Origin of the sequence: Pseudomonas sp. 15A4, assembly GCF_016925575.1 — a bacterium.
In the GTDB taxonomy this organism is placed as follows: Bacteria; Pseudomonadota; Gammaproteobacteria; order Pseudomonadales; family Pseudomonadaceae; genus Aquipseudomonas.
Map to the genome: position 1 here is coordinate 3,222,139 of NZ_CP068986.1, position 20,788 is coordinate 3,242,926.

Below are 20,788 nucleotides of genomic sequence, written 5' to 3' on the forward strand. Positions count from 1 at the left end.
TCGCGGGGTGTTTGTGGGACTGGCTTCAGCCGGGAAGGCGTCAGGCGCTACGGCGCGGAACTGGTAGCGCTTGAATCCCCCATGAACGCCTCCAGCCGCTTGCGCAGCCAGCGCTCGGCGGGGTCGGTGTCCATGACGCTGAGCCAGACCATCGACAGGTCCAGGTTCGGCGTCACGAACGGCAGCGGTTCACCGCGCAGACCGGTTCGAGCCATGGCACGGGTCAGGTGATCCGGCAAATTGCACAGCAGATCCGTCCCCTCCATCAACGCCGGCAACGTGCTGTATTGCGGTACAGACAATACGGCAGTGCGCTTGCGCCCGATCGCGGCCAGCCACTCATCCGCAAAGCTCGAAATGTTCGCCACGTGGGAAACCACGACGTGGGGCCGTGTGCAGTATTCATCCAGGGTGATCGGCTCAGGCGAGGAATCGGCGCGCACCACCATCGGTTGCACGGTGCGGAGCATTTTCCGCTTGGCGTTTGCCGGCAGTTCACGGGTCAGGCAGACGCCGACAGTGATGTCGCCAGACATGAGCAGCTCCGAAACATTCCAGAAATTGACCTGCTTGATCACCAGCACGATGCCCGGTGCTTCTTCACGAATCGCGCGCAGCATCGGCGGCAACAGGCTGTATTCGACGTCGTCGGACAGCCCGATGCGGAAGGTCATGTCGCTGCTGGCCGGGTCGAATTCCCGCGTGAGGCTCAGGGCCACGGACATGGCGTCCAGCGCCGGTGACAGGTGACTGATGATCTCGTTGGCCCGCGCCGTAGGCTCCATGCGGTGACCGACGCGAATGAACAGCGGGTCGTTGAACAGCGCACGCAAGCGATTGAGGGCAGCGCTGATGGTGGGTTGGCCGAGGAACAGCTTCTCGGCGGCGCGGGTGACGTTACGCTCTTGCATCAAGGTCTCGAACACCACCATCAGGTTGATGTCGGCCTTGCGCAGCTCATTGCGATTCATAGATCGTCCCCGTTACCCGACATTCGTCACCCTGCTGTGGATGGCCTGCGACATGATGGGCGCCAGTTTATGGAGCGCGGTTGTTCGGCGTCCAGCCTTCCCGGCTAAAGCCGGTCCTACTGGATATCCGCATGCTCTTGGCAGGACCGGCTGGGCCGCGAATTGTAGGACCGGCTTCAGCCGGGAATAGGCCAGTCCGGGCACCCTCGATTTTGCGCCATGGCTACTGACGCCTTCCCGGCTAAAGCCGGTCCCACTGGGTAGGCGCATGCTGTTAGTGGGACCGGCTTCAGCCGGGAAGAGGCCAGCCTGTGCACCCTCGATTTGCAGCGGACCGCCAAGGCCCTGTCTGCCAATGCCAACCGGGGGCCTTTTCGCCATGGGCGTACTCATCCCGCTGAACTTCGGCAGAACCCCATGAGTCAGCATTAAAACGCTCACCATGAGGCTCTACATTCCATGCAGATTTCGTTGAAAGGCCAAGTCGCCATCGTCACCGGCGCCAGCTCCGGACTGGGTGCCGGCGCAGCGAAAGGGCTGGCGGCGTCAGGCGCGGCGGTGGTGATCAACTACCATTCGCAACCCGAACCCGCGCAGAAGCTCGCGCAAGAAATCATTGATGCCGGTGGCCAGGCCATCGCCATCGGTGCCGACGTCTCCAACGAGCAGGATGTGGAAAGGCTGTTCGCCGAGACCCTGAAGGCGTTCGGCCGTCTGGACATCCTGGTCGCCAATTCCGGGCTGCAGAAGGATGCGGCCTTCGCCGACATCACCCTCGAGGACTGGAACACCGTCATCAACGTCAACCTCACCGGCCAGTTCCTCTGTGCGCGCGCCGCCGTGCGGCAGTTCGCCAAACAGGACATCCGCCCCGAGGTGTCTCGCGCCCTGGGCAAGATCATCCACATGAGCTCGGTGCATCAGGTCATCCCGTGGGCCGGCCACGTTAATTACGCCGCGTCGAAAGGCGGCGTCGATCTGTTGATGCGCAGCATTGCCCAAGAGGTCGGCGAGCAGCGCATCCGCGTCAACAGCATCGCGCCGGGGGCGATTCGCACCGCCATCAACACCAAGGCCACCAGCGGCGATGCCGAGAAGAAACTCCTGGAGCTGATCCCCTACGGTCGGGTGGGTGAGGCCGATGATGTGGCCAACGCCATCGTCTGGCTGGCCTCGGATGCGTCCGATTATGTGCATGGCACGACGCTGTTCATCGACGGCGGCATGAGCCTCTATCCGGAGTTCCGCAACAATGGCTGAGCACACCCCGCATCCGGATGACCCGACCGAGCAAGAACCGCAGAACGCCATCGAAAACCACGGCATCATCGGCGACATGCGCAGCGCCGCGCTGGTGGCCGACACCGGCAGCATCGACTTCTGCTGCTGGCCCGACTTCGACAGCCCGAGCATCTTCACCGCGCTGCTGGACACCCCCGGCGCGGGGATTTTCCAGTTGGCGCCGATCCTGCCGGATGCCCGCCGTCAGCAGCTGTACCTGCCCGAAACCAACGTGCTGATGACGCGCTGGATCGCCCAGGACGCCGTCGTCGAAGTCACAGATCTGATGCCCATCGCATCGGAGGTCGACAACCTGCCGCGCCTTATCCGCCGCATCCATGTTCGTCACGGCCAAACGGCGGTGCGCATGCTCTGCCGGGTGCGCCACGATTACAGCCGCGCTGACACCACCGCGCAGATGGACGGCGACGACATCCGTTTCGAGGCTGAGGGTCAGCCGGCCATGCGTTTGGCGGCGACCACCGCATTGATCCTCGAAGGTCACGCCGCAGTGGCTGAGTTCGAGATGAAGCAGGGTGATGTCGTCGAGTTCATGCTCGGCGGCGCCGATGATCCGCTGGTCAAAGCCACCAACTGCGACTGCGATTTGAAAAACACCGTCAATTACTGGCAGCACTGGAGCAGGCATTCCAACTACCGCGGCCGCTGGCGTGAAGTGGTCAATCGCTCGGCCCTGGCGCTCAAGCTGCTGACCTCACGCAAGCATGGCGGCATCGTCGCGGCGGCGACCTTCGGCCTGCCTGAAGAAGAGGGCGGCGAGCGCAACTGGGACTACCGCTACACCTGGATCCGCGACGCCTCCTTTACCGTCTACGCCTTCATGCGCCTGGGTTACACCGAAGAAGCCAACGCCTTCATGCACTGGGTCCGCGAGCGCATGGGCGACTGCTGCGAAGACGCCAACAAGCTTGGCATTCTCTACGCGCTGGACGGCCGCGAAGAATTGCCCGAAGAAGAACTGGATCATCTCGGCGGCTACGGCGGTGCATCCCCGGTGCGCATCGGCAATGAGGCCTACAAGCAGACGCAGCTGGACATCTACGGCGAGCTGCTCGATGCGGTGTACCTGGCCAACAAGTACGGCGAGGCCATTTCCCATGAGGGCTGGAAGCATGTCACCCGGCTGGTGAATGATCTGTGCGAGACCTGGAAGAGCAAGGACGTGGGCATCTGGGAGATGCGCGGCGACGATCAGCATTTTCTCCATTCGCGGCTGATGTGCTGGGTCGCGCTGGACCGGGCGCTGCGGCTGTCGCTGAAACGCTCGCTGCCGGCGCCGTTCGAGCGATGGGACCGGGAGCGTCAGGCCATCCACGACGACATCTGGGAAAACTTCTGGGACGCCGATCTGGGGCACTTCGTCCAGCACAAAGGCAGCAAGAACCTCGACGCGTCCATGTTGCTCATGCCGCTGGTGCGCTTCGTTGGCGCCAGCGATCCCAAATGGCTGAAGACGCTGGATGCCATTGAGCGCGCGCTGGTGCGCGACGGTATGGTCTTCCGTTATCGCAACGACGATGACCATCAGGACGGCCTTGAGGGTGAAGAGGGGGCGTTTGTTGCCTGCTCGTTCTGGTACGTCGAGTGCCTTGCCCGCGCCGGGCGGGTGGAGCAGGCGCATCTGGAGTTTGAGCAATTGCTGCGCTATGCCAACCCGCTGGGTCTATACGCCGAGGAGTTCGACGCCCATGGCCACCATTTGGGCAATACCCCGCAAGCCCTCAGCCACTTGGCGCTGATCAGTGCGGCGAGTTTTCTGGATCGCAAGCTCGAAGGCAGCCAGACCCTCTGGCAGCCCTGACTTCCTGAACCCAAGGAGAAAATCGATGGCTCATGCATTCAAGGTCGGTGATCACGTGCGCTGGAATTCCGAGGCCGGGCACATTGTCGGCAAGGTGACGAAGGTGCACACCAAGGAGGTCGAGTTCATGGGCCGTCAGCGCCATGCCACGCCCGACGCGCCGCAGTACGAGGTCAAGAGCGACAAAACCGGTCACCTCGCGATGCATAAAGAGGACGCGCTGGAAAAGGCTTGAGTCGTGCGTCTTTGATACCAGATGGCCCGGATACAACAACGCAGCGATGACCGAAATCATCGCTGCGTTTTTTGTGGCCGGTTCAGCCGATCAAGGAATCAGGCGCTGGGCCCGCAGAGTGTCGAACACGTCAAAGAACGCCTGGTCACTGGCCTGAAACTCCTTGAAGCCCAGGGCTCGGCTTTTCGACATGTCGGTGACCACTTCGATCGGGCGGCCCAAGTCGGCATCGGTGTGCCACGGCGAGATCAGGCGACTGATGTCGGCTTCTCTCAAACCGTGGGCGCGCACGAGCTCGTCCCACGCCCCTTGATCGTTGGCCATCTGCTCTTCGAGCGGCGACACCTTCTCTGGAAAGGCCGCAGGGTGCACACCGAAGTACTCGGCGATCTGGCCCCACATCCACTTCCAGCGAAACACGTCTCCGTTGGTGATGTTGAACGCCTGGTCTGCCGCCGCAGGCGTCGTCGCTGCCCACAGTTGCTGTTTGGCCAATTGCCGCGCATCGGTCATGTCGGTGAGGCTGTCCCACTGCACGCGGGAGCCGGGGAACACGAACGGGCGGCCGGTGGCTTTGCAGATTGACGCGTAAACGGCGAGGGTAGTCGCCATGTTCATCGCGTTGCCCACCGCGACACCGGTGACGGTGTGCGGACGGTGCACGCTCCAGGTGAAGCCGTCGCGTTCGGCGGCGGCAAACACTTCATCTTCCTGGGCGTAATAGAAATTCTCGATGTCCAGCCGACCCTGGGATTCGCGGAACGGCGTCTGCGGCAGGGTGCCTTTGCCGTAGGCTTCGAACGGGCCGAGGTAATGCTTCAGGCCGGTGACCAGCGCGACGTGCTTGACGCTCTTCGCCGGGCTCAACGCGTCCAGGACGTTACGCACCATGGCGGCGTTGACGCGGATGTTTTCAGCCTCCGTGGCTTGACGCGACCAGGTGGTGAGGAAGACGTGGGTCGGCTTGAGGTCCGCGACGGCCTGTTTTACCGAGGCGGGGTCTTGCAGGTCTGCCGCGACGGGGATCACGCCAGGCGTCTGGGAGGGACGGCGGGAGAGGGCGGCCACCTGCCAACCGTTATCAAGCAACAGTTGAGTGGTTGCGCTGCCGACGATGCCGCTGGCGCCGACGACCAAGGCCGTTTGGGTCATGGGGATCTCCTGTTTGATCGGGTTGAACGAGCTTCATAACGATGCAGCTCTCAGGTTTCAGAACGGCACCGACGCCCATAGGTTCAGCTCGATTGGTCGGGTGCGACCCCAGACCGCGCCCCTTGGCAATCTCCCGTTGATTACCCGACCAGTAGCGCCGCGCCATACATGCCAATGGCGAAGACCACATGGCCGACCACATTCTGCAACCGCGCCACGTTCGGTTTCGGCGCCTTGTTGCACGCCACGCCCACACCCATGCCGGGCTGCAGGATGAACCAGCCGGCACCGATGGTCACCAGCCCGACGATCAGTGCCGGCAGAAAGGTCGGCGCGTGCGCCCATTGCACACCCCAGATGAACAACAGCGCGGCGGCGAACAGCACGCCGACGGTGTAATGCATGAACCAGCCAATCGCCAGCTCATTGGGTACGGGAGGGAATTGCCGATGCCCTTGAGGTGCACGAACTGACCTTTGGGCATCCCGGCAAACCAGCGGCCCACAAGGTGCCACGGCGGCGTAGGCAAACCCAGCAGCGCCTTGAGCAACAACGCCCAGAGATCCAGCAGCGCAGTGCCGCCGATGCCGATGAGAATTGCCAGGTAGATGAATTCGAACATTGTCCGTCCCTGCGTGCTGTCAGTGGTCGATGGGCGAGTGATGGCCGGACACGTTAGCAGTTTTGTTGGAGAAAGCGGCAGTACAGACAAGGCAGGTTTTACTGAATGAACGCGCCGCTTTGTTGGAGGACCGGCTTCAGCCGGGAAGAGGCCCGCACGGACACCGCAGGTTCGAAGCAGGTTCGAAGGGGACTGATTTATTTACAACGCTTTACCGTAAATTAATCTGTCCCCAATTGAGCATGCAGCGCGACACCGGCCGCATTCCCGGCTAAAGCCGGTCCCACATTCGGGGTCGCGGCTAATCCCGGTGAGCGAACGCAGTGCCTTAGTGGGACCGGCTTCAGCCGGGAAGAGGCCCGCATTAACACCGTTGGGTTCGCCGTGTGACACCGGCCGCCTTCCCGGCTAAAGCCGGTCCCACAAGCCGGTCCCACATTACCGTCCGCTTGAGTGCTTACCACCGGTCATTGCCCCGACCGTGGTCGAAACCTCTGCGGTAGCCGCCGTCGTAGTAGCCGTGGGGTGGCGGTGGCGCGAAGCGGCGATACTCGACCCGCTCACGCACCGGCACATAGACAACCTCCCGGTACTGCGGCTGATAACGCGGTGCATAGCGCGGTTGCGGGCGGTAATCCTGATAACGCTCATGACGATCGTTGTGCGACTGACTGATCACGGCGGCCAGTACGGCACCGACGGCGGCTCCGGCGATGACAGGCACAATCACGTTGCGTTCGCTGGCGGACGCCGTACCGGCGCCGGCGAGCAGACCGGACAGGATCAAGGCTTGGGTCATCTTGGACATCATGGTGTCTCCTTTGGCGAAAGAGTGGGTTCGCCATGGACGTATAAAACACCGGATCCGTGTAAACCCACGTCTAGGATCGGTAAAGGTTGGGTAAACCCGCATCGCGCAGAGGCGAATTCGATGTTGATGTCTGTGCGTAAAAGGCGGGAGCGCAAGGGGCGGCAGGACCCATTTGCCCCTAACGAGTGAAAAAATGACCGCCGATCAGCCAGATGCATGTCGCGGGAAACCTCCGGCAACAAGTTGAATCAACTGGATACGTACGCAAGTGTGAGGGGAAGCAATGATGGTGACCGACGATCTGGTCCGGTGGAACACCCACTGGTGGCTGAACGACCACACAGTGCTGTGCCGCGCCTGCAAAGCCAGGCAGAGCGAAGCGGAGCGGGAAGCGACGTTCGTGCATTTGCCAACCTGCGGCTATGCCCGTGAGGCCGCCCGCCCATGGGATGAACTTGACGCCAGCTGCGGCCTGCAGACCGCCCATTGATGGGTTCTCGCTAGTCCTGCGGCACTGACTGTTTACTGTGCAGCACTGGCGACAGCTTTGAACATCAGGCTCGGGGCCTGACCCGGTACGTCATTGAGCTCGCCGCAACGGCGCATGCCGATTTTCTCCAGCACACGAATGGATGCAGCGTGGGTCGGCCGCACGTAGCCGTAGACATCCCTCAGTTTTAAGTTCGAAAACCCGAAATCCAGCGCCGCTTTGCCCATCTCCGTAGCAAACCCCTGTCCCCACGCCTCAACGGCGAACCGATAGCCCAGATTGACCCTTTGCACGCCCAAAAAGTCATGCAACCCGATGCCGCCGAATCCGATGATATGTTCGGGCAACTCCTTGCGCGCGATGGCCCACCATCCATAGCCATGGGTCTGCCAGTGCCCGATCCAGCCCTCAAGCAGGGCTGCGGCCCGGGCCTTGTCGGTCATCGGCCCGGAAGGGTTGAACAGCTGGGTTTGTGGGTCACTGTAGATGGCAAACAAGCGGTCGAGGTCGTCAACTGCCGTGGCACGGTAGATCAGGTGGGCGCTGCTCATGGGCATGACGAGGGATCCTTCGGTGAGCCTTCACGGCAGGTGCAGCGCATTGCCGCCTTCGAGGCTCTGATCTACCAGTTGAATGCGGTTGCGTCCACCCCGTTTGGATTCATACAGGGCTGCATCGCTGCGCTCAAGCAACGCCGCCAGGCTGGGCGGCGGTTGGCTGAACAGATTGGCACCAATGCTCAGCGTCACCGGCTGGGGCGTGGAAAAGCTTTCCGAGGCGATCGAGTGGAAGGCCTCACGCAGCGTGCGGCCCAGCGCCAGAATCTGCTCGCTGGACGTGTCGCTGAGCAGCATCACGAATTCATCCCCGCCCAGGCGCGCAACCAGAGCGCCCTTGGGCAAGGCCGAACGGATAATTTCGCTGAGCGCGACCAGCAGCCGGTCGCCAGCGCTGTGACCGTAGAGGTCGTTGACCAGCTTGAAATTGTCGACGTCCATCAGGAGCAGCGCCCCCGGCCGAGCGGCCGAGACACTGTCCAGCAGACGCTGACCGCGCATTTCCAGCGCACGACGGTTGTACAGCGCCGTCAGTGGATCCCGCGCCGCCAGGCGGGCAATGCGCTTTTCCCGGCGATGACGCTCCGAGCCGGTCATCGACAGGGCGATCAGCATCACCGCCATCGTCCCTTCGACCAGTGAGATTTGAATGATTGCGCCACGAAAGGCCGCCAGATCAATCAACGTACCAGGCATCACTGCCGTGACCGCTTTGGAAAAATAGAACACGCCGTGGGCCAGCAGCACATAGCGCAACTGCACCGCGCCGACGCTCAGGGACTTGCCATGGGGGCGCAGCAACCTGCTGGCCTTGACCATCAGCAGAGAGATCAATAGCGAGTTGGCTGCCAGCATCACTTTCGACCACCACGGCTGGTCTGGCAGCAGCAACAACCCCAGCCACAGCGCAAAAATCATGTACCAGGCGCGCGACAGCCAGAGTTTCGGTAAACCGCGCAACCCCCAACAGGAACAGCCAGTGGGCGGTCACCAGCAACCCGTTCGCGAACCAGATACCAATCAGCAGAATGCCGCTGCTGCGCAGCAACGCCAGGGTCGAGCCCACCGAAATGATGGCGAAGCCGGTGCTCCAGAACAGCAGCGAAGGCCCTCTCACCGTCCGCCACTCCACGGCCAGATACAGCGCGGCGGCTGCAGCGAGGGCGATGGTCATCGTCAGCAGGGTGATCGGGTCGAGCGCCATAAGCAGCCTGATGGGTAAGGGGCGGTGGGTCGGGCGAGTGTCAGCGCGTGCAGGCTTTTTTCGCGGGCGGTTTTGTATCGGCCACCCCGACAAAACTTTAACCCCGGCGCCGTTCCGCTAGAATGGCGCGGACCCGGTCCAGCCCCCGTTTGATCAACGTCTTTTGAGGCAGCAAACGGTGGCGAACCGCAGCAACCCATCAGCATCCCGGGCGGGACGCCAAAGCGAGGCGGCAGTGATCGAGCGGCGAGAATTCAGCGGAGGCATGAAGGGCAAGAACCTTCGCTACGTGGATGAAAACAGGCGAAGCCCCTCGGCCCAGACCCGAACCGGCTTCCTGCTGCTCGAACACTTTTCCTTGCCGGCTTTCACCCAGGCCCTGGACACATTCGTCACCGCCAACCTGCTGCGCCCCGATCTGTTCACTTCGCGGACATTTGGCTTGCACGAGGGCGAAGTGGTCAGTGATCTGGGGCTGGTGATCCGGCCCGACACGCGGCTCGACGCGCCGGCGCTTAAGGCGCTGGACCTGCTGGTTATCTGTGGCGGTTATCGCACCGAGCTCAAGGCCGACGAGCAGCTGGTGCACCTGCTGACCACCGCCGCCGAACAGGGCATCATCCTCGCGGGGCTGTGGAACGGCGCCTGGTTCCTCGGCGCCGCGGGTTTGCTCGACGGCTACCGGTGCGCCATCCACCCCGAGCACCGCGCCGCCCTGGCGGAGATCTGCAAAGTCAGCGAAGTCACCAGCGAAGCCTTCGTCATCGACCGTGATCGCCTCACTGCCGCAAGCCCCGCCGGTGCCTTCCACATGGCGCTGGAATGGATCAAGACGCTGCACGACAAGGCTCTGATCGAAGGCATCGAGGACATTCTGTCTTTCGAGGAGTCGCGCTATCGGCGGATCAAGCCGAGCCGGCACATGACGGTCAGCGCGCCGCTCAAGGAAGTGGTCAAGCTGATGGACGCCAACCTTGAGGAACCACTGGAACTGGAGCAACTGGCGGTGTACGCCGGACGTTCACGGCGACAGATCGAGCGGCTGTTCCAGGAACAACTGGGCACCACCCCGCAGCGCTACTACCTGGAACTGCGCATCACCGAGGCCCGCCGCCTGCTGCAGCACACTGAGCTGACCCAGGTGGAAGTGCTGGTGGCCTGCGGGTTCGTCTCGCCAAGCCATTTCAGCAAATGCTACAGCGCGTACTTCGGCTATCGGCCTTCCAAAGAAAAGCGTCTGGTCAAATGAGCGCTGCCTTGATTTGCCCCTCGGCCAGCCCAACCCTGTAGGCTTCGTCCTCAACAGAACAAACGCACCCAGCCCGGGGCAGAGACAGCGTCAATGAGTGAAATCAGTACCAAAATAATCACCGTCGAGGGTCATGCCGCCCTGAAGAAGGAGCTCGATTACCTTTGGCGCGAGCACCGGCCTGACATCACGCAGAAAGTGGCATGGGCGGCTTCCTTGGGGGATCGCAGCGAGAACGCCGACTATCAGTACAACAAGAAACTGCTGCGCGAGATCGACCGGCGTGTGCGCTACCTGCGCAAGCGTCTCGAAGACATGCGCGTGGTCGCCTATTCGCCGGAGCAGGAAGGTCGGGTGTTCTTTGGCGCATGGGTCGAAGTCGAGGACGAGGAGGGCGAAAGCAAGCGTTTCCGCGTCGTCGGCTACGACGAGATCTACGGACGCATGGACTACATCTCCATCGATTCACCCATGGCCCGGGCGCTGCTGAAGAAAGAAGTCGGCGACGAAGTCTCGGTGCCGGTTCCCTCCGGCAGCAAGCAATGGTGGATCACGAAAATCGAGTACCTGAAATAGCGGCGGCTTTACGTTCGCTGGTCTGGCCGTTTGAGCCAATGGTGGGCGGACCATCGCCACCTACCGTCAACCCGAACCATCATCCCTCACGCAGCACCTGCAGCGGACTGGCGTTCAGCGCCCGCCGTGTGCCGAACACACCCGCGCCGCCCACCAGCAAGGCGCCGATCAGCGGCAGCACCAGCAGCCAGGCATGGGGGTGCCACTCAAGGTTGAAGGCGTAGCGGTAGAGCGCAAAACTCACCAGCTCGCAACCAATCGCTGCCAGCACACCGCTTACCGCGCCGAGCAAACCGAACTCGATGCGCCGGGCCTTGGTCAGCAACGCACGATTGGCGCCCAACGCCCGCAGCAGCGCACCCTGTCGGATCCGCTCATCCAGGGTCGCCTGCAAGCCGGAGAACAACACCGCCATCCCCGCCGCGAGCACGAACAGCAGCACGTACTGCACCGCCATCGTCACCTGATCGAGGATGCTGCGCAGCTGCGCCAGCAACGCCTCCACCTGCAGGATCGTTACGGCCGGGAAGGCCCGGGACAGTTCGACGATCTGCTGATCATTGCCCGGCGCCAGATAGAAGCTGGTCAGGTACGTGGCCGGCACGTCCTTCAGGGTGCCAGGCTGGAAGATCATGAAGAAGTTGGGCTGAAAGGTGTCCCAGTTGATGTCGCGCAGGCTGGTGACCTTGACCTCCCGGGTCAGCCCGCCGATTACGAACCCCAGGGTGTCGCCCAGCTTCATGTTCAAGCTGTTGGCCAGCTTGGTTTCCACCGACACGCCGGGAACCACGCCGTCGGCGGGCGGCTGATCGCTGGTCCACCACTGACCGGCGGTGATGCTGTTGCCTTCCGGCAACGTTGCTGCCCACGTCAGGTTGAGGTCACGCTGAGTGGCGTTTTCGCCACGGGAGTCTTTGGTGACAAACTTGCTCACCGGCTCGCCGTTGATCGTCATCAAACGCCCCGGAATCATCGGGTACAGCGGCGCGCTGTGGGTCGACAGGCGGCCCATGCGTTCAGCGAAGTTGTCCTTGTCGTTGGGCAGGATGTTCAGCGCGAAGTAGTTCGGCGCATCTTTGGGCAGCTGGTTCTGCCAAGTGTCGAGCAACTCGCCGCGCAGCAGCGCAATCAGCCCCATGGACAGCAGAATCAGACCGAATGCCAGGGACTGGCCGGCGGCGGCCATGGGATGGCGCAACAGCTGGCCCAAGCCCAGACGCCATGGCAGCGAGGCCCCGGCGAGCAAACGGCGCAGGCTTTTCAGGGCCAGCAGCAACACACCGCCAAGGATCAGCGCCGCGATCAGGCCGCCACCGAGCAGGGCGAAGGTCAGCACCAGGTCCAGACTCAGGCGCCACATGATCAGGCCCAGCGCGAGCAGCGCCGCGCCATAGACCAGCCAAGTGCTTGCCGGAATCGGCAGCATGTCCCGACGCAGCACCCGCAGCGGTGGCACGCGACCCAGCGCAGCCAGCGGCGGCAGGGCAAAGCCCGCCAGGGCGACGAGCCCGGTGCCGATCCCGGCGACTGCGGGCAGCCAGCCTCCTGGCGGCACAGCGGCGGGCAACAGATTTTCCAGCAAATGAAACAGGCCGAGTTGGGCAAACCAGCCAAGCAACGCGCCGGCCGCGCTGGCGACTACGCCCAGCATGGCCAACTGCAAACCGAACAGCACCAGCGCTTCATGGCGCGACAGGCCAAGGCAACGCAGCAAGGCACTGGCGTCAAAGCGGCGCACCGCGAAACGCGCCGCCGATAACGCCACTGCCACGCCGGCCAGTAGTACGGCGACAAGACTGGCCATGTTCAGATAACGCTCGGCCTTGCCCAGTGCGCCGCCGATCTGTTGATTGCCATCCCGTGCATCGTCGATTTTCTGGTTAGGCGCCAGCCCGGGCTCTATCGCTTTGCGATAGGCGGCGAGGTCCTGGGGCGTCCCGCGCCACAGGTCCCGATAACTGACGCGGCTGCCGGGCTGCACGACCTTGGTGGCTTCAAGGTCGGCCATGTTGATCATCACCCGGGGCGTCAGGCTGTAGAAGTTACCGGCGCGGTCGGGCTCGTAGGTCAGCACGCGGGTCAGCTTCAAGGTCTTGGAACCGACGTCAATGCTGTCGCCAACCTTCAGGTTCAGCGCCACCAGAATTCGCGCTTCCGCCCAGGCTTCGCCGACTTGCGGCTCACCGCCAACGGTTTCAGCTTCGTAGGGGGCAGGGGCGCTTTTCAGCTCGCCGCGCAATGGATACGCCCCATCGACGGCCTTGACGCTGGCCAGCTGAATGCCGTTGTCGGTGGCCACAACGCTGGAGAAAATCACGATCTGCGAGTGATCCAGCTTCAGCGCCGTGCCGGCATCGATCTGCGCAGGCGTCGCCGGCGTGGAGCCGCCGAGAATGAGGTCGGCGCCGAGAAATTCCGTCGCTCGCAGCAGCATGGCGCTGTTAAGGCGCGCGCCGAAATAGCCGATGGCCGTGCTGGCGGCAACCGCCACCACGAGCGCGAAGAACAGCACGCGCAGCTCGCCGGCGCGGGCATCGCGCATGAGCTGCCGCGCCGCGAGGCTAAGCAGACGGGAAAAAGACAGGCGTGCCATCAAGGCTCCATGGGGGCGACCAGTCGGCCACCCTCGAGACGGATCAGGCGCCGGCAACGGTGGGCCAGACGCTCATCGTGGGTGACCAGCACCAAGGTGGTGTTGCGTTCCTGGTTCAGCTCGAAGAGCAGATCGCTGATGCGCTCGCCGGTGTGGCTGTCCAGGTTGCCGGTGGGTTCATCGGCGAACAACACGTCCGGGTCGGCGGCAAACGCGCGAGCGATGGCGACCCGTTGCTGCTCGCCCCCGACAGTTGCCGGGGCGTGTGGGTCAGACGCTGACCCAGGCCGACGCGCTCCAGCAGATGCCGGGCCTGATCCCGGGCGTCCTTGCGGCCTTCCAGCTCCATCGGCAGCATGACGTTTTCCAGCGCGTTCAGGCTGTCGAGCAACTGGAAGGACTGGAACACAAAGCCCACATGTTCGGCGCGAACCCGGGCGCGCTGGTCTTCATCCAGCTCGCTGAGGTTGCGCCCGGACAGGACGACGGAGCCGGCGCTGGGCAGGTCGAGGCCGGCCAGCAGACCGAGAAGGGTGGATTTGCCCGAGCCCGACGCGCCGACGATGGCCAGCGTGTCGCCCTTGTTTAGTTCCAGGGAGAGTTCGTGCAGGATGGTCAAGTCACCTTCGGTGCTTGGGACCACTTTGCTGAGGTTCCGAGCACTGAGAATACTTTCGCTCATGGAGAATCCGATGCGTGCGTGGTTTTTAAGTGCTGGCCTGGGTTTGCTGCTGTTGTCACAAGGCGCGATGGCAGGCACGGTATTGATCGTTGGCGATAGTATCAGCGCGGCTTTCGGCCTGGATACCCGCGTCGGTTGGGTCAGTCTGCTGGAACAGCGCCTGGCGAAGGAAGGCTTCAAGGATAAAGTGGTCAATGCGTCGGTCAGCGGCGATACCAGTGCCGGGGGCCAGGCGCGGCTGCCGTCGCTGCTTGCCGAGCACAAACCGGATCTGGTGATCCTCGAACTGGGCGGTAATGACGGCCTGCGCGGGCAGCCGCCGGCGCAATTGCAACAAAACCTTACTGACATGGTTGAGCAGTCCAAAGCGGCCGGCGCCAAGGTGCTGTTGCTGGGCATGAAAATCCCGCCCAACTACGGTGAGCGCTACACCACGGCCTTTGCGGCGGTGTACCCGAAAGTCGCCGAAGCCACCGATGCCGCGTTGGTGCCGTTCATGCTGGAGGGTGTGGGCGGCCGGCCTGACATGACGCAGCAGGATGGCATTCACCCCAACGTCCAGGCTCAGCCTTATTTGCTGGATAACGTCTGGCCCGCGCTGAAACCGTTGCTTTAGTCGCCGCCGCTAACATCAGGCCAATACAGGCAGGGCGTCAGTCATCAGGCGCAAGGGCCGCTCGTTGTCAGCGGCCGGGTTTGCGCCTATGGTGGACCAAACCTATACAGGACCAAAAAGATGTACAAGAAAGAGCAGTGGCCACTCACACTGTACTTCGACGGTGACTGCCCGCTGTGCGCGCGGGAGATCAAACTCCTGCGTGCCCACGCGTCGGCCCACTCGACGACTGACGCCACACAGGCGCGGCTTCAGCTCGTCGACATGAGCGAAGAGGGGTTTGATGCCCCGGCGCTCGGATTCACCCACGAGCAGATGCAGTCTGTACTGCACGCCCGATTCGGCGATGGCACCTGGGTGACCGGCCTGGATGCGACGCTATGGAGCTGGCGGGCTGCCGGCCTCGGCGCCTGGGCTGCGCCGCTGTCATGGCGGCCACTGAGGCCCTTGCTGAACCTCGGTTACCGCTTGTTCTGCCGCTGGCGTCCCCATCTGGCGTGGTTGCCTCATCCGGACGGCAGTCGTCGATGCCGCGACGACCGTTGCGCGATTTCCAGACCCTCAGACGAAAACCGCTGATTTAAAGGCCTGCAGGCCTTTTCCGGACGGGGGCTTTCGGCTAATGTGGCGCCCCCGCTCTGGAGCCCCCGATGCCGCGCCGTCCTGCCTGGTCCCTTTATGCCTATCAACTGATCGAGCCTGACGAACAGCTTGACCTGTTCGCGTGCCAGGAAATCCTTGTGCATCTGGTCGCTCGTCAGCTCGAACTGGCAGGCTCCGCCGATCGCACCTTGTGCGGCACCTTGCTGCCCGCCCAGCCACGCTGGTCGGAAGTCCAGCAGACGGTTTATCAGGATGAGCGGCTATGCCCGCTGTGCCGGGCGATCATCGACGCGCAACGGCGCGGCTGGCACCCGATCTGGCCTGAACTGGAGGCCGGCGTTTAAGGCCGCGCGAACACTCCCGGACGCGCAGGCGTGCGTGTACAATCGCGCACAATCAAGCCTTCCGTTTACCAAGGATTCTCCGGATGTTGTCGCGCATTCCAGCTTTCGCCCGCTGTCTGTCGCTCGCTGCGCTGTGCGCGGCCGGCCCCGTCTCCGCCCTGGAGTTTCCGTTGCCGCCGCCGGGCGAGGACATCATCGGCCAGGTGCAGACCGTCACCGCCAGGTACGAAGACACCTTCGCCGACCTTGCTACGCGCTACGACCTGGGCTACCTGGAAATGATCGCCGCCAACCCGGGCGTTGATGCCTGGCTGCCGGGCGCAGGCACGCAAATAGTATTGCCGACGCGTTTCATCCTGCCGCCGGGTCCGCGCGAAGGCATCGTCATCAACCTCGCCGAGTACCGTTTGTACTACTACCCGAAAGGCCGGGACGTGGTGTACACCTTTCCGCTGGGTATCGGACGCGAGGGTTGGGGTTCGCCGGTTTCCACCACTAAAGTCACCGCCAAAACACCGAACCCGACCTGGACGCCGCCTGCGTCGGTCAAGGCCGAGCATGCCGCCGACGGCGACATCCTGCCCAACGTGGTCCCGGCCGGGCCGGACAACCCGCTGGGCCCGTTCAAATTCGGCCTCGGCTTGCCGGGCTATCTGATCCATGGCTCGAACAAGAAGTTCGGCATCGGCATGCGCACCAGTCACGGCTGCTTCCGCATGTACAACAACAACGTGCTGGAAATGGCGGACATGGTCCCGGTGGGCACCACCGTGCGCATCATGAGCGAGCCCTACAAGTTCGGCGTCAGTGGCGGCAAGGTCTACCTCGAAGCGCACACGCCGCTGGACGAAAGCGGCAAGCCGTCGGTGGTCGACAAGCACACAGCCGTGATCAATGCCCTGCTCAAGCGTGAAGACCTGGCCAACAGCCTGCGGATCAACTGGGATGAGGTGCGAGATGTGGTGGCTGCCGAAGACGGCATGCCGGTCGAGATCGCCGTGCCGACCACGCCGGCGCCCGTGGTGGGCGGCGCGCCGATGACACTGCAATAAGACGACGCTGCGGCGCTTGGCAAAAAAGGCCAGGCAATAAAAAAGCCGACCCGTTAACGGATCGGCTTATCAATAATCCCGAGGGATTATTACTTGCGGCTAGCCTTGTCCAACATACGCAGAGCGCGTTCGTTGGCTTCGTCAGCAGTTTGCTGAGCTTTTTGAGCTGCAGCCAACGCTTCGTCAGCCTTGCGATAGGCTTCATCGGCACGGGCTTGCGAACGAGCGGCTGCGTCTTCAGTTGCGGTCAGACGAGCTTCTGTTTCTTTGGATGCGCTGCTGCAACCGGTAGCCAGAACTGCGGCCAGGGCCAGAGCAGAGAATTTCAGAACGTTGTTCATCGTGTTCCCCTTAAAGGACTTCTATCAAATTAGTCATCTCTCGAAAGTGAGAAAATGACCGGCGTACATCTTACTCATTGTTTGTAGTAAGTAAACGGAGCGCGCGCAAGATCTGCAGAAAATTCTTGAGTTTGAACGAGTTCCGTGCAACTCCTCACGCTTTTTCTTCGCGCAGAAAAAGCGCCCGGCAGAGATGGCTGTCAGGTGACTCCGGTCGAGGCGACTTCGCGGTACGGGCGACCTTTTTGTATAGTCGATTATCGTGACAGGCGCATCTTTGAGGTCCGTTTAAATGACCTTCAAGTGACGGGTGTCCGGGCGTTGCGTCTCAGTGGACATTCGTTGGCGACAACAGGTTCCGTGGGTTACATCAACAGATGTGCGGCAGCGCAATTAACAGTTGATTCACTTGAGCGCACTTGCCCAGGCCGCCTACTATTTGCCTGTGCTCAAATTGTTTGAGAACAGCGATGCTCTTCGCGGTGTCCAAACGGCACAGGGTGGCGCAGTCAGCTCTATTGCGGCAGGCTCTATTGCAGAGGCAATAGTTCTCTTACTGCCTGTAAAGGTTCCTTCGCCGGGAAAATGTCGATAAGGTAAGGGTCCAATTCCAAGACCCGCGAGGAGTAGTGATGAGCGAGGCGTTGTCCATCCACCATGACGAGACCGGTCACCAGTTCGAAGTCAGCATCGACGGCTACCGTGCCTATCTGACGTACATGGACCTGGGTAAACAGACCCTGGATATCTACCGTACGTTTGTACCCAACGAATTACGCGGAAAGGGCATAGCGGCAGCATTGACCAAAGTGGCCCTGGATTATGCCGACCGGATCGGCTACACCGTGATCCCTTCGTGCTCCTATGTAGAGCGCTACATGGAGCGCAATCAGCGGCAGGCGGCGAAAATCTGAACCCACCGCGGTCCATACAGTAAAACGCCGAGCATGGGCTCGGCGTTGTCGTTTCTGCGGGCAGGTCAGTCGCGCTTGCGCTTGGGCAATACGTCCTTGAGCTTGGCGTGCATGCTGCGCAGGGTCTTTTCAGTGCTTTCCCAATCGATGCAGGCATCGGTGATGGACACGCCGTATTGCAGGTCGGCGAGGTCCTTGGGAATGGCCTGGCAGCCCCAGTTCAGGTGACTCTCGACCATCAGACCGATGATCGACTGGTTGCCTTCGAGAATCTGGTTGGCAACGTTCTCCATCACCAGCGGCTGCAGCGCCGGGTCCTTGTTGGAGTTGGCGTGGCTGCAATCAACCATAATGTTCGGCTTGATCTTTGCCTTGTTCAGCGCCTGTTCACACAGGGCAACGCTGACCGAGTCATAGTTGGGCTTGCCGTTGCCGCCGCGCAAGACCACGTGGCCGTAGGCGTTGCCTTTGGTGGTGACGATGGACACGCCGCCTTCCTGGTTGATACCCAGGAAGCGATGAGGGTTGGACACCGATTGCAGGGCGTTGATCGCGACGGTCAGGCCGCCGTCGGTCCCATTCTTGAAACCGACTGCCGAGGACAGGCCGGAAGCCATCTCACGGTGAGTCTGGGATTCAGTGGTACGCGCGCCGATGGCCGACCAGCTGATCAGGTCTTGAAGGTACTGAGGTGAAATCGGGTCGAGCGCTTCGGTCGCGGTCGGCAGGCCTTTTTCGGCCAGGTCGCGCAGTAATTGACGGCCGATGTGCAGGCCATCCTGAATCTTGAAGGAGTCGTCCAGGTACGGGTCGTTGATCAGGCCTTTCCAGCCGACAGTGGTGCGCGGCTTCTCGAAATAGACGCGCATGACCAGATACAAGGTGTCGGACACCTCGGCCGCCAGCGCTTTCAGGCGATCGGCGTATTCGTGGGCGGCCTTGAGGTCGTGGATCGAGCAGGGTCCGATCACGATGAACAGGCGGTGATCCTTGCCATCGAGTATGTTGCGGATGACTTCGCGGCCCTGGCTGACGGTGGCCTGGGCGGCGGCGGTCAGCGGGATTTCGCGTTTCAGCTGATCCGGGGTGATCAGTGTCTCGTTGGACGCAACGTTGAGGTCGTCAATCGGTAAATCAGCCATCGTGTTACTCATCAGGTCACGGATGCTGGCCGCCAGCGTCCCCGTGCGGCGGAGCCGAGCATGATTGAGCGCAACGGGGGAGCCGAACCTTAGCGCGTTAGCCGGTGGTTCGACAATGGGTAAACGTGGCTTTCGTCCAACGGTTGCGGCATTGTCTGAGCTGTCTGGGGTTGCGACAGGCATCACCCGAACATCATTCAGAGGAGAAGCGCGTGGATCAACTGCAACTGACGGACTTCGACCTCGATCAGCAACTTCTTGACCTCCCCGGCGTCTCACTGCTGATTTTCACCAGCCTGGGCTGCTCCAGTTGCCGTTGGGCCCGGCACCATTTGCCCGAGCAATCCTTGCCGCTCGACCGGTTGTGCTGGATCGATGCCGAGGAGAACGGCGGCGCGGTGCAACGCTATGGCGTGTTTCACCTGCCGGCGATGTTTGTGGTGCGCGACGGCGCCTTCTTTGGACCCCTGCGCACGAAGATGTCCGCCGACGCCATTGTCACTGGCCTGGGACACGCGCTGGCGACGCCGCCAGACGAATTACCCTGAAGCGGAGTTTCCATGAGCGAAAACGCAGCGAGCGACAGCGCAACCACACCCCGGATCGGCATCATCGGCACCGGCGCGATCGGCGGCTTCTACGGCGTGATGCTGGCCCGGGCCGGCTTTGATGTGCATTTTCTGTTGCGCAGCGAGTTCGAGGCCGTCGCCCGCAACGGCCTGCGCGTGGACAGTCAGGTGCACGGCCCGTTAGTGCTGGAAAATGTCCAGGCCTACGCCTCCGCCGCCGACATGCCGCCCTGCGACTGGCTGCTGATCGGGGCCAAGACCACCGGCAACGGCGGCGTCGCATCTGCCATCGTTCAGGCTGCAGCGCCGGACGCCAGGGTTCTGCTGCTGCAAAACGGGTTGGGTGTCGAGGAAGAGCTGCGCGCCGAGCTACCGGATTCCCTCCATCTATTGGGCGGCCTGTGTTTTGTTTGCGTGCATCGAACAGGGCCAGGCCGAATCACCCACCAGGCCTTTGGCGCCGTGAATATCGGCTACCACAGTGGGCCGGCCGATACGGCTACACGCGGGAAATGGGTCGAGGAGGGGGCGTCACTGTTTCATCAGGCCGGCATCGACTCTGTGGCGATGGACAATCTCGAAAAGGCGCGCTGGCAGAAACTGGTGTGGAACGTGCCCTACAACGGCCTTTCCGTGCTGCTTGACGCCAGCACCACGCCGCTGATGGCCGACCCCGACAGTCGCGCGCTGATCCAGGGCCTGATGGCGGAGGTGGTGCAGGGCGCCGAAGCGTGCGGCCACGTGCTGCCGGAGGGCTATGCCGAGCAACTGCTCAAGGTCACCGGCCATATGCCGGATTACCGGCCGAGCATGTACCACGACTTCACCGAAAAACGCCCGCTGGAACTCGATGCCATCTACGCCCGGCCCCTCGCGGCTGCGCTTGCCGCCGGCTGCGACATGCCCAAGGTGCGCGCCCTGTATCACGCGCTGGCGTTTATTGATCGCGGCAATCGTTGACG

At 62.4% G+C, this 20,788-nt stretch carries 22 protein-coding genes and 2 pseudogenes; 13 read left to right on the forward strand and 11 right to left on the reverse strand.

Going from position 1 to position 20,788, the window contains the following annotated elements:
* Positions 1–47 precede the first annotated feature (47 nt).
* A complete protein-coding gene (locus JN403_RS14495; protein ID WP_122534539.1) occupies positions 48–971 on the reverse strand; it encodes a LysR family transcriptional regulator in 924 nt (307 codons plus the stop codon).
* Positions 972–1,430: 459 nt separating this feature from the next.
* Between JN403_RS14495 and JN403_RS14500 the strand changes: the two genes are divergently transcribed.
* Genes JN403_RS14500 through JN403_RS14510 form a run of 3 tightly spaced genes read left to right on the forward strand, consistent with a single transcriptional unit; the run spans position 1,431 to position 4,309 of the window.
* Positions 1,431–2,231 (forward strand): glucose 1-dehydrogenase, encoded by an 801-nt coding sequence (locus JN403_RS14500; protein ID WP_205482927.1) that lies wholly within the window; start codon positions 1,431–1,433, stop codon positions 2,229–2,231.
* Positions 2,224–4,074 (forward strand): glycoside hydrolase family 15 protein, encoded by a 1,851-nt coding sequence (locus JN403_RS14505; RefSeq protein WP_205482929.1) that lies wholly within the window; start codon positions 2,224–2,226, stop codon positions 4,072–4,074. Before JN403_RS14500 ends, JN403_RS14505 begins: the two co-directional genes overlap by 8 nt.
* A 25-nt stretch (positions 4,075–4,099) precedes the next feature.
* The gene (locus JN403_RS14510) at positions 4,100–4,309 is read left to right on the forward strand and encodes a DUF2945 domain-containing protein (protein WP_205482931.1); all 210 of its coding nucleotides are present in this window, start codon (positions 4,100–4,102) and stop codon (positions 4,307–4,309) included.
* 90 nt (positions 4,310–4,399) lie between these two features.
* On the opposite strand, the gene JN403_RS14515 is transcribed toward JN403_RS14510, so the two are convergent.
* From JN403_RS14515 to JN403_RS14525, 4 genes are all read right to left on the reverse strand, one after another.
* Positions 4,400–5,461: an SDR family oxidoreductase gene (locus tag JN403_RS14515; RefSeq protein WP_205482932.1), complete on the reverse strand. Its 1,062-nt coding sequence runs from the start codon at positions 5,459–5,461 to the stop codon at positions 4,400–4,402.
* 140 nt (positions 5,462–5,601) lie between these two features.
* Entirely contained in the window at positions 5,602–5,865 is a 264-nt protein-coding gene (locus JN403_RS25510; RefSeq protein WP_240356571.1) for a DUF2938 family protein, read from the reverse strand.
* Positions 5,772–6,083 (reverse strand): DUF2938 family protein, encoded by a 312-nt coding sequence (locus JN403_RS25515; protein WP_240356573.1) that lies wholly within the window; start codon positions 6,081–6,083, stop codon positions 5,772–5,774. The genes JN403_RS25510 and JN403_RS25515 overlap by 94 nt, the downstream gene beginning before the upstream one ends.
* A 457-nt stretch (positions 6,084–6,540) precedes the next feature.
* A complete protein-coding gene (locus JN403_RS14525) occupies positions 6,541–6,894 on the reverse strand; it encodes a hypothetical protein (RefSeq protein ID WP_205482933.1) in 354 nt (117 codons plus the stop codon).
* 283 nt (positions 6,895–7,177) lie between these two features.
* Between JN403_RS14525 and JN403_RS14530 the strand changes: the two genes are divergently transcribed.
* Positions 7,178–7,384 carry a hypothetical protein gene (locus JN403_RS14530; protein ID WP_122534546.1) on the forward strand — a complete coding sequence of 69 codons (207 nt, stop codon included), beginning with the start codon at positions 7,178–7,180 and terminating at the stop codon, positions 7,382–7,384.
* A 32-nt stretch (positions 7,385–7,416) separates the two neighbouring features.
* Here JN403_RS14530 and JN403_RS14535 read toward each other — a convergent pair whose 3' ends face one another.
* Positions 7,417–7,941, reverse strand: a complete 525-nt coding sequence (locus JN403_RS14535; protein ID WP_205482934.1) for a GNAT family N-acetyltransferase — start codon at positions 7,939–7,941, stop codon at positions 7,417–7,419.
* A gap of 24 nt (positions 7,942–7,965) precedes the next feature.
* Positions 7,966–9,145 (reverse strand): annotated as a pseudogene (locus JN403_RS14540) (GGDEF domain-containing protein).
* A gap of 265 nt (positions 9,146–9,410) precedes the next feature.
* Between JN403_RS14540 and JN403_RS14545 the strand changes: the two are divergent.
* Both JN403_RS14545 and greB read left to right on the forward strand, forming a co-directional pair.
* Positions 9,411–10,394, forward strand: a complete 984-nt coding sequence (locus tag JN403_RS14545; protein WP_205487331.1) for a GlxA family transcriptional regulator — start codon at positions 9,411–9,413, stop codon at positions 10,392–10,394.
* Between the two features lie 102 nt (positions 10,395–10,496).
* On the forward strand, positions 10,497–10,970 hold the full coding sequence (gene greB / locus JN403_RS14550; protein WP_172613149.1) for a transcription elongation factor GreB: 474 nt from the start codon (positions 10,497–10,499) through the stop codon (positions 10,968–10,970).
* Positions 10,971–11,049: 79 nt separating this feature from the next.
* On the opposite strand, the gene JN403_RS14555 is transcribed toward greB, so the two are convergent.
* On the reverse strand, positions 11,050–13,563 hold the full coding sequence (locus JN403_RS14555) for an ABC transporter permease (RefSeq protein ID WP_205482935.1): 2,514 nt from the start codon (positions 13,561–13,563) through the stop codon (positions 11,050–11,052).
* Positions 13,563–14,245 (reverse strand): annotated as a pseudogene (locus tag JN403_RS14560) (ABC transporter ATP-binding protein). Before JN403_RS14560 ends, JN403_RS14555 begins: the two are co-directional and overlap by 1 nt.
* A gap of 10 nt (positions 14,246–14,255) precedes the next feature.
* On the opposite strand from JN403_RS14560, the gene JN403_RS14565 reads away from it, so the two are divergent.
* From JN403_RS14565 to JN403_RS14580, 4 genes are all read left to right on the forward strand, one after another.
* Positions 14,256–14,861 (forward strand): arylesterase, encoded by a 606-nt coding sequence (locus JN403_RS14565; protein WP_122534551.1) that lies wholly within the window; start codon positions 14,256–14,258, stop codon positions 14,859–14,861.
* Positions 14,862–14,981: 120 nt separating this feature from the next.
* Positions 14,982–15,440: a DUF393 domain-containing protein gene (locus JN403_RS14570; RefSeq protein ID WP_122623154.1), complete on the forward strand. Its 459-nt coding sequence runs from the start codon at positions 14,982–14,984 to the stop codon at positions 15,438–15,440.
* A 71-nt stretch (positions 15,441–15,511) separates the two neighbouring features.
* The gene (locus tag JN403_RS14575) at positions 15,512–15,808 is read left to right on the forward strand and encodes a hypothetical protein (RefSeq protein WP_065988524.1); all 297 of its coding nucleotides are present in this window, start codon (positions 15,512–15,514) and stop codon (positions 15,806–15,808) included.
* Between the two features lie 83 nt (positions 15,809–15,891).
* Positions 15,892–16,860 (forward strand): L,D-transpeptidase family protein, encoded by a 969-nt coding sequence (locus JN403_RS14580; protein WP_122534554.1) that lies wholly within the window; start codon positions 15,892–15,894, stop codon positions 16,858–16,860.
* An 89-nt stretch (positions 16,861–16,949) separates the two neighbouring features.
* On the opposite strand, the gene oprI is transcribed toward JN403_RS14580, so the two are convergent.
* Positions 16,950–17,201, reverse strand: a complete 252-nt coding sequence (gene oprI / locus JN403_RS14585; protein WP_003199355.1) for an outer membrane lipoprotei OprI — start codon at positions 17,199–17,201, stop codon at positions 16,950–16,952.
* 632 nt (positions 17,202–17,833) lie between these two features.
* On the opposite strand from oprI, the gene JN403_RS14590 reads away from it, so the two are divergent.
* The gene (locus JN403_RS14590; RefSeq protein WP_172612654.1) at positions 17,834–18,115 is read left to right on the forward strand and encodes a GNAT family N-acetyltransferase; all 282 of its coding nucleotides are present in this window, start codon (positions 17,834–17,836) and stop codon (positions 18,113–18,115) included.
* Positions 18,116–18,180: 65 nt separating this feature from the next.
* Here the strand turns inward: JN403_RS14590 and JN403_RS14595 are convergent, their stop codons facing one another.
* Positions 18,181–19,257 carry a 3-deoxy-7-phosphoheptulonate synthase gene (locus tag JN403_RS14595; protein WP_205482937.1) on the reverse strand — a complete coding sequence of 359 codons (1,077 nt, stop codon included), beginning with the start codon at positions 19,255–19,257 and terminating at the stop codon, positions 18,181–18,183.
* Between the two features lie 212 nt (positions 19,258–19,469).
* Between JN403_RS14595 and JN403_RS14600 the strand changes: the two genes are divergently transcribed.
* Positions 19,470–19,805: a thioredoxin gene (locus JN403_RS14600; RefSeq protein WP_205482939.1), complete on the forward strand. Its 336-nt coding sequence runs from the start codon at positions 19,470–19,472 to the stop codon at positions 19,803–19,805.
* Between the two features lie 12 nt (positions 19,806–19,817).
* The gene (locus tag JN403_RS14605) at positions 19,818–20,786 is read left to right on the forward strand and encodes a putative 2-dehydropantoate 2-reductase (RefSeq protein ID WP_205482941.1); all 969 of its coding nucleotides are present in this window, start codon (positions 19,818–19,820) and stop codon (positions 20,784–20,786) included.
* The last annotated feature ends 2 nt before the right edge of the window (positions 20,787–20,788 follow it).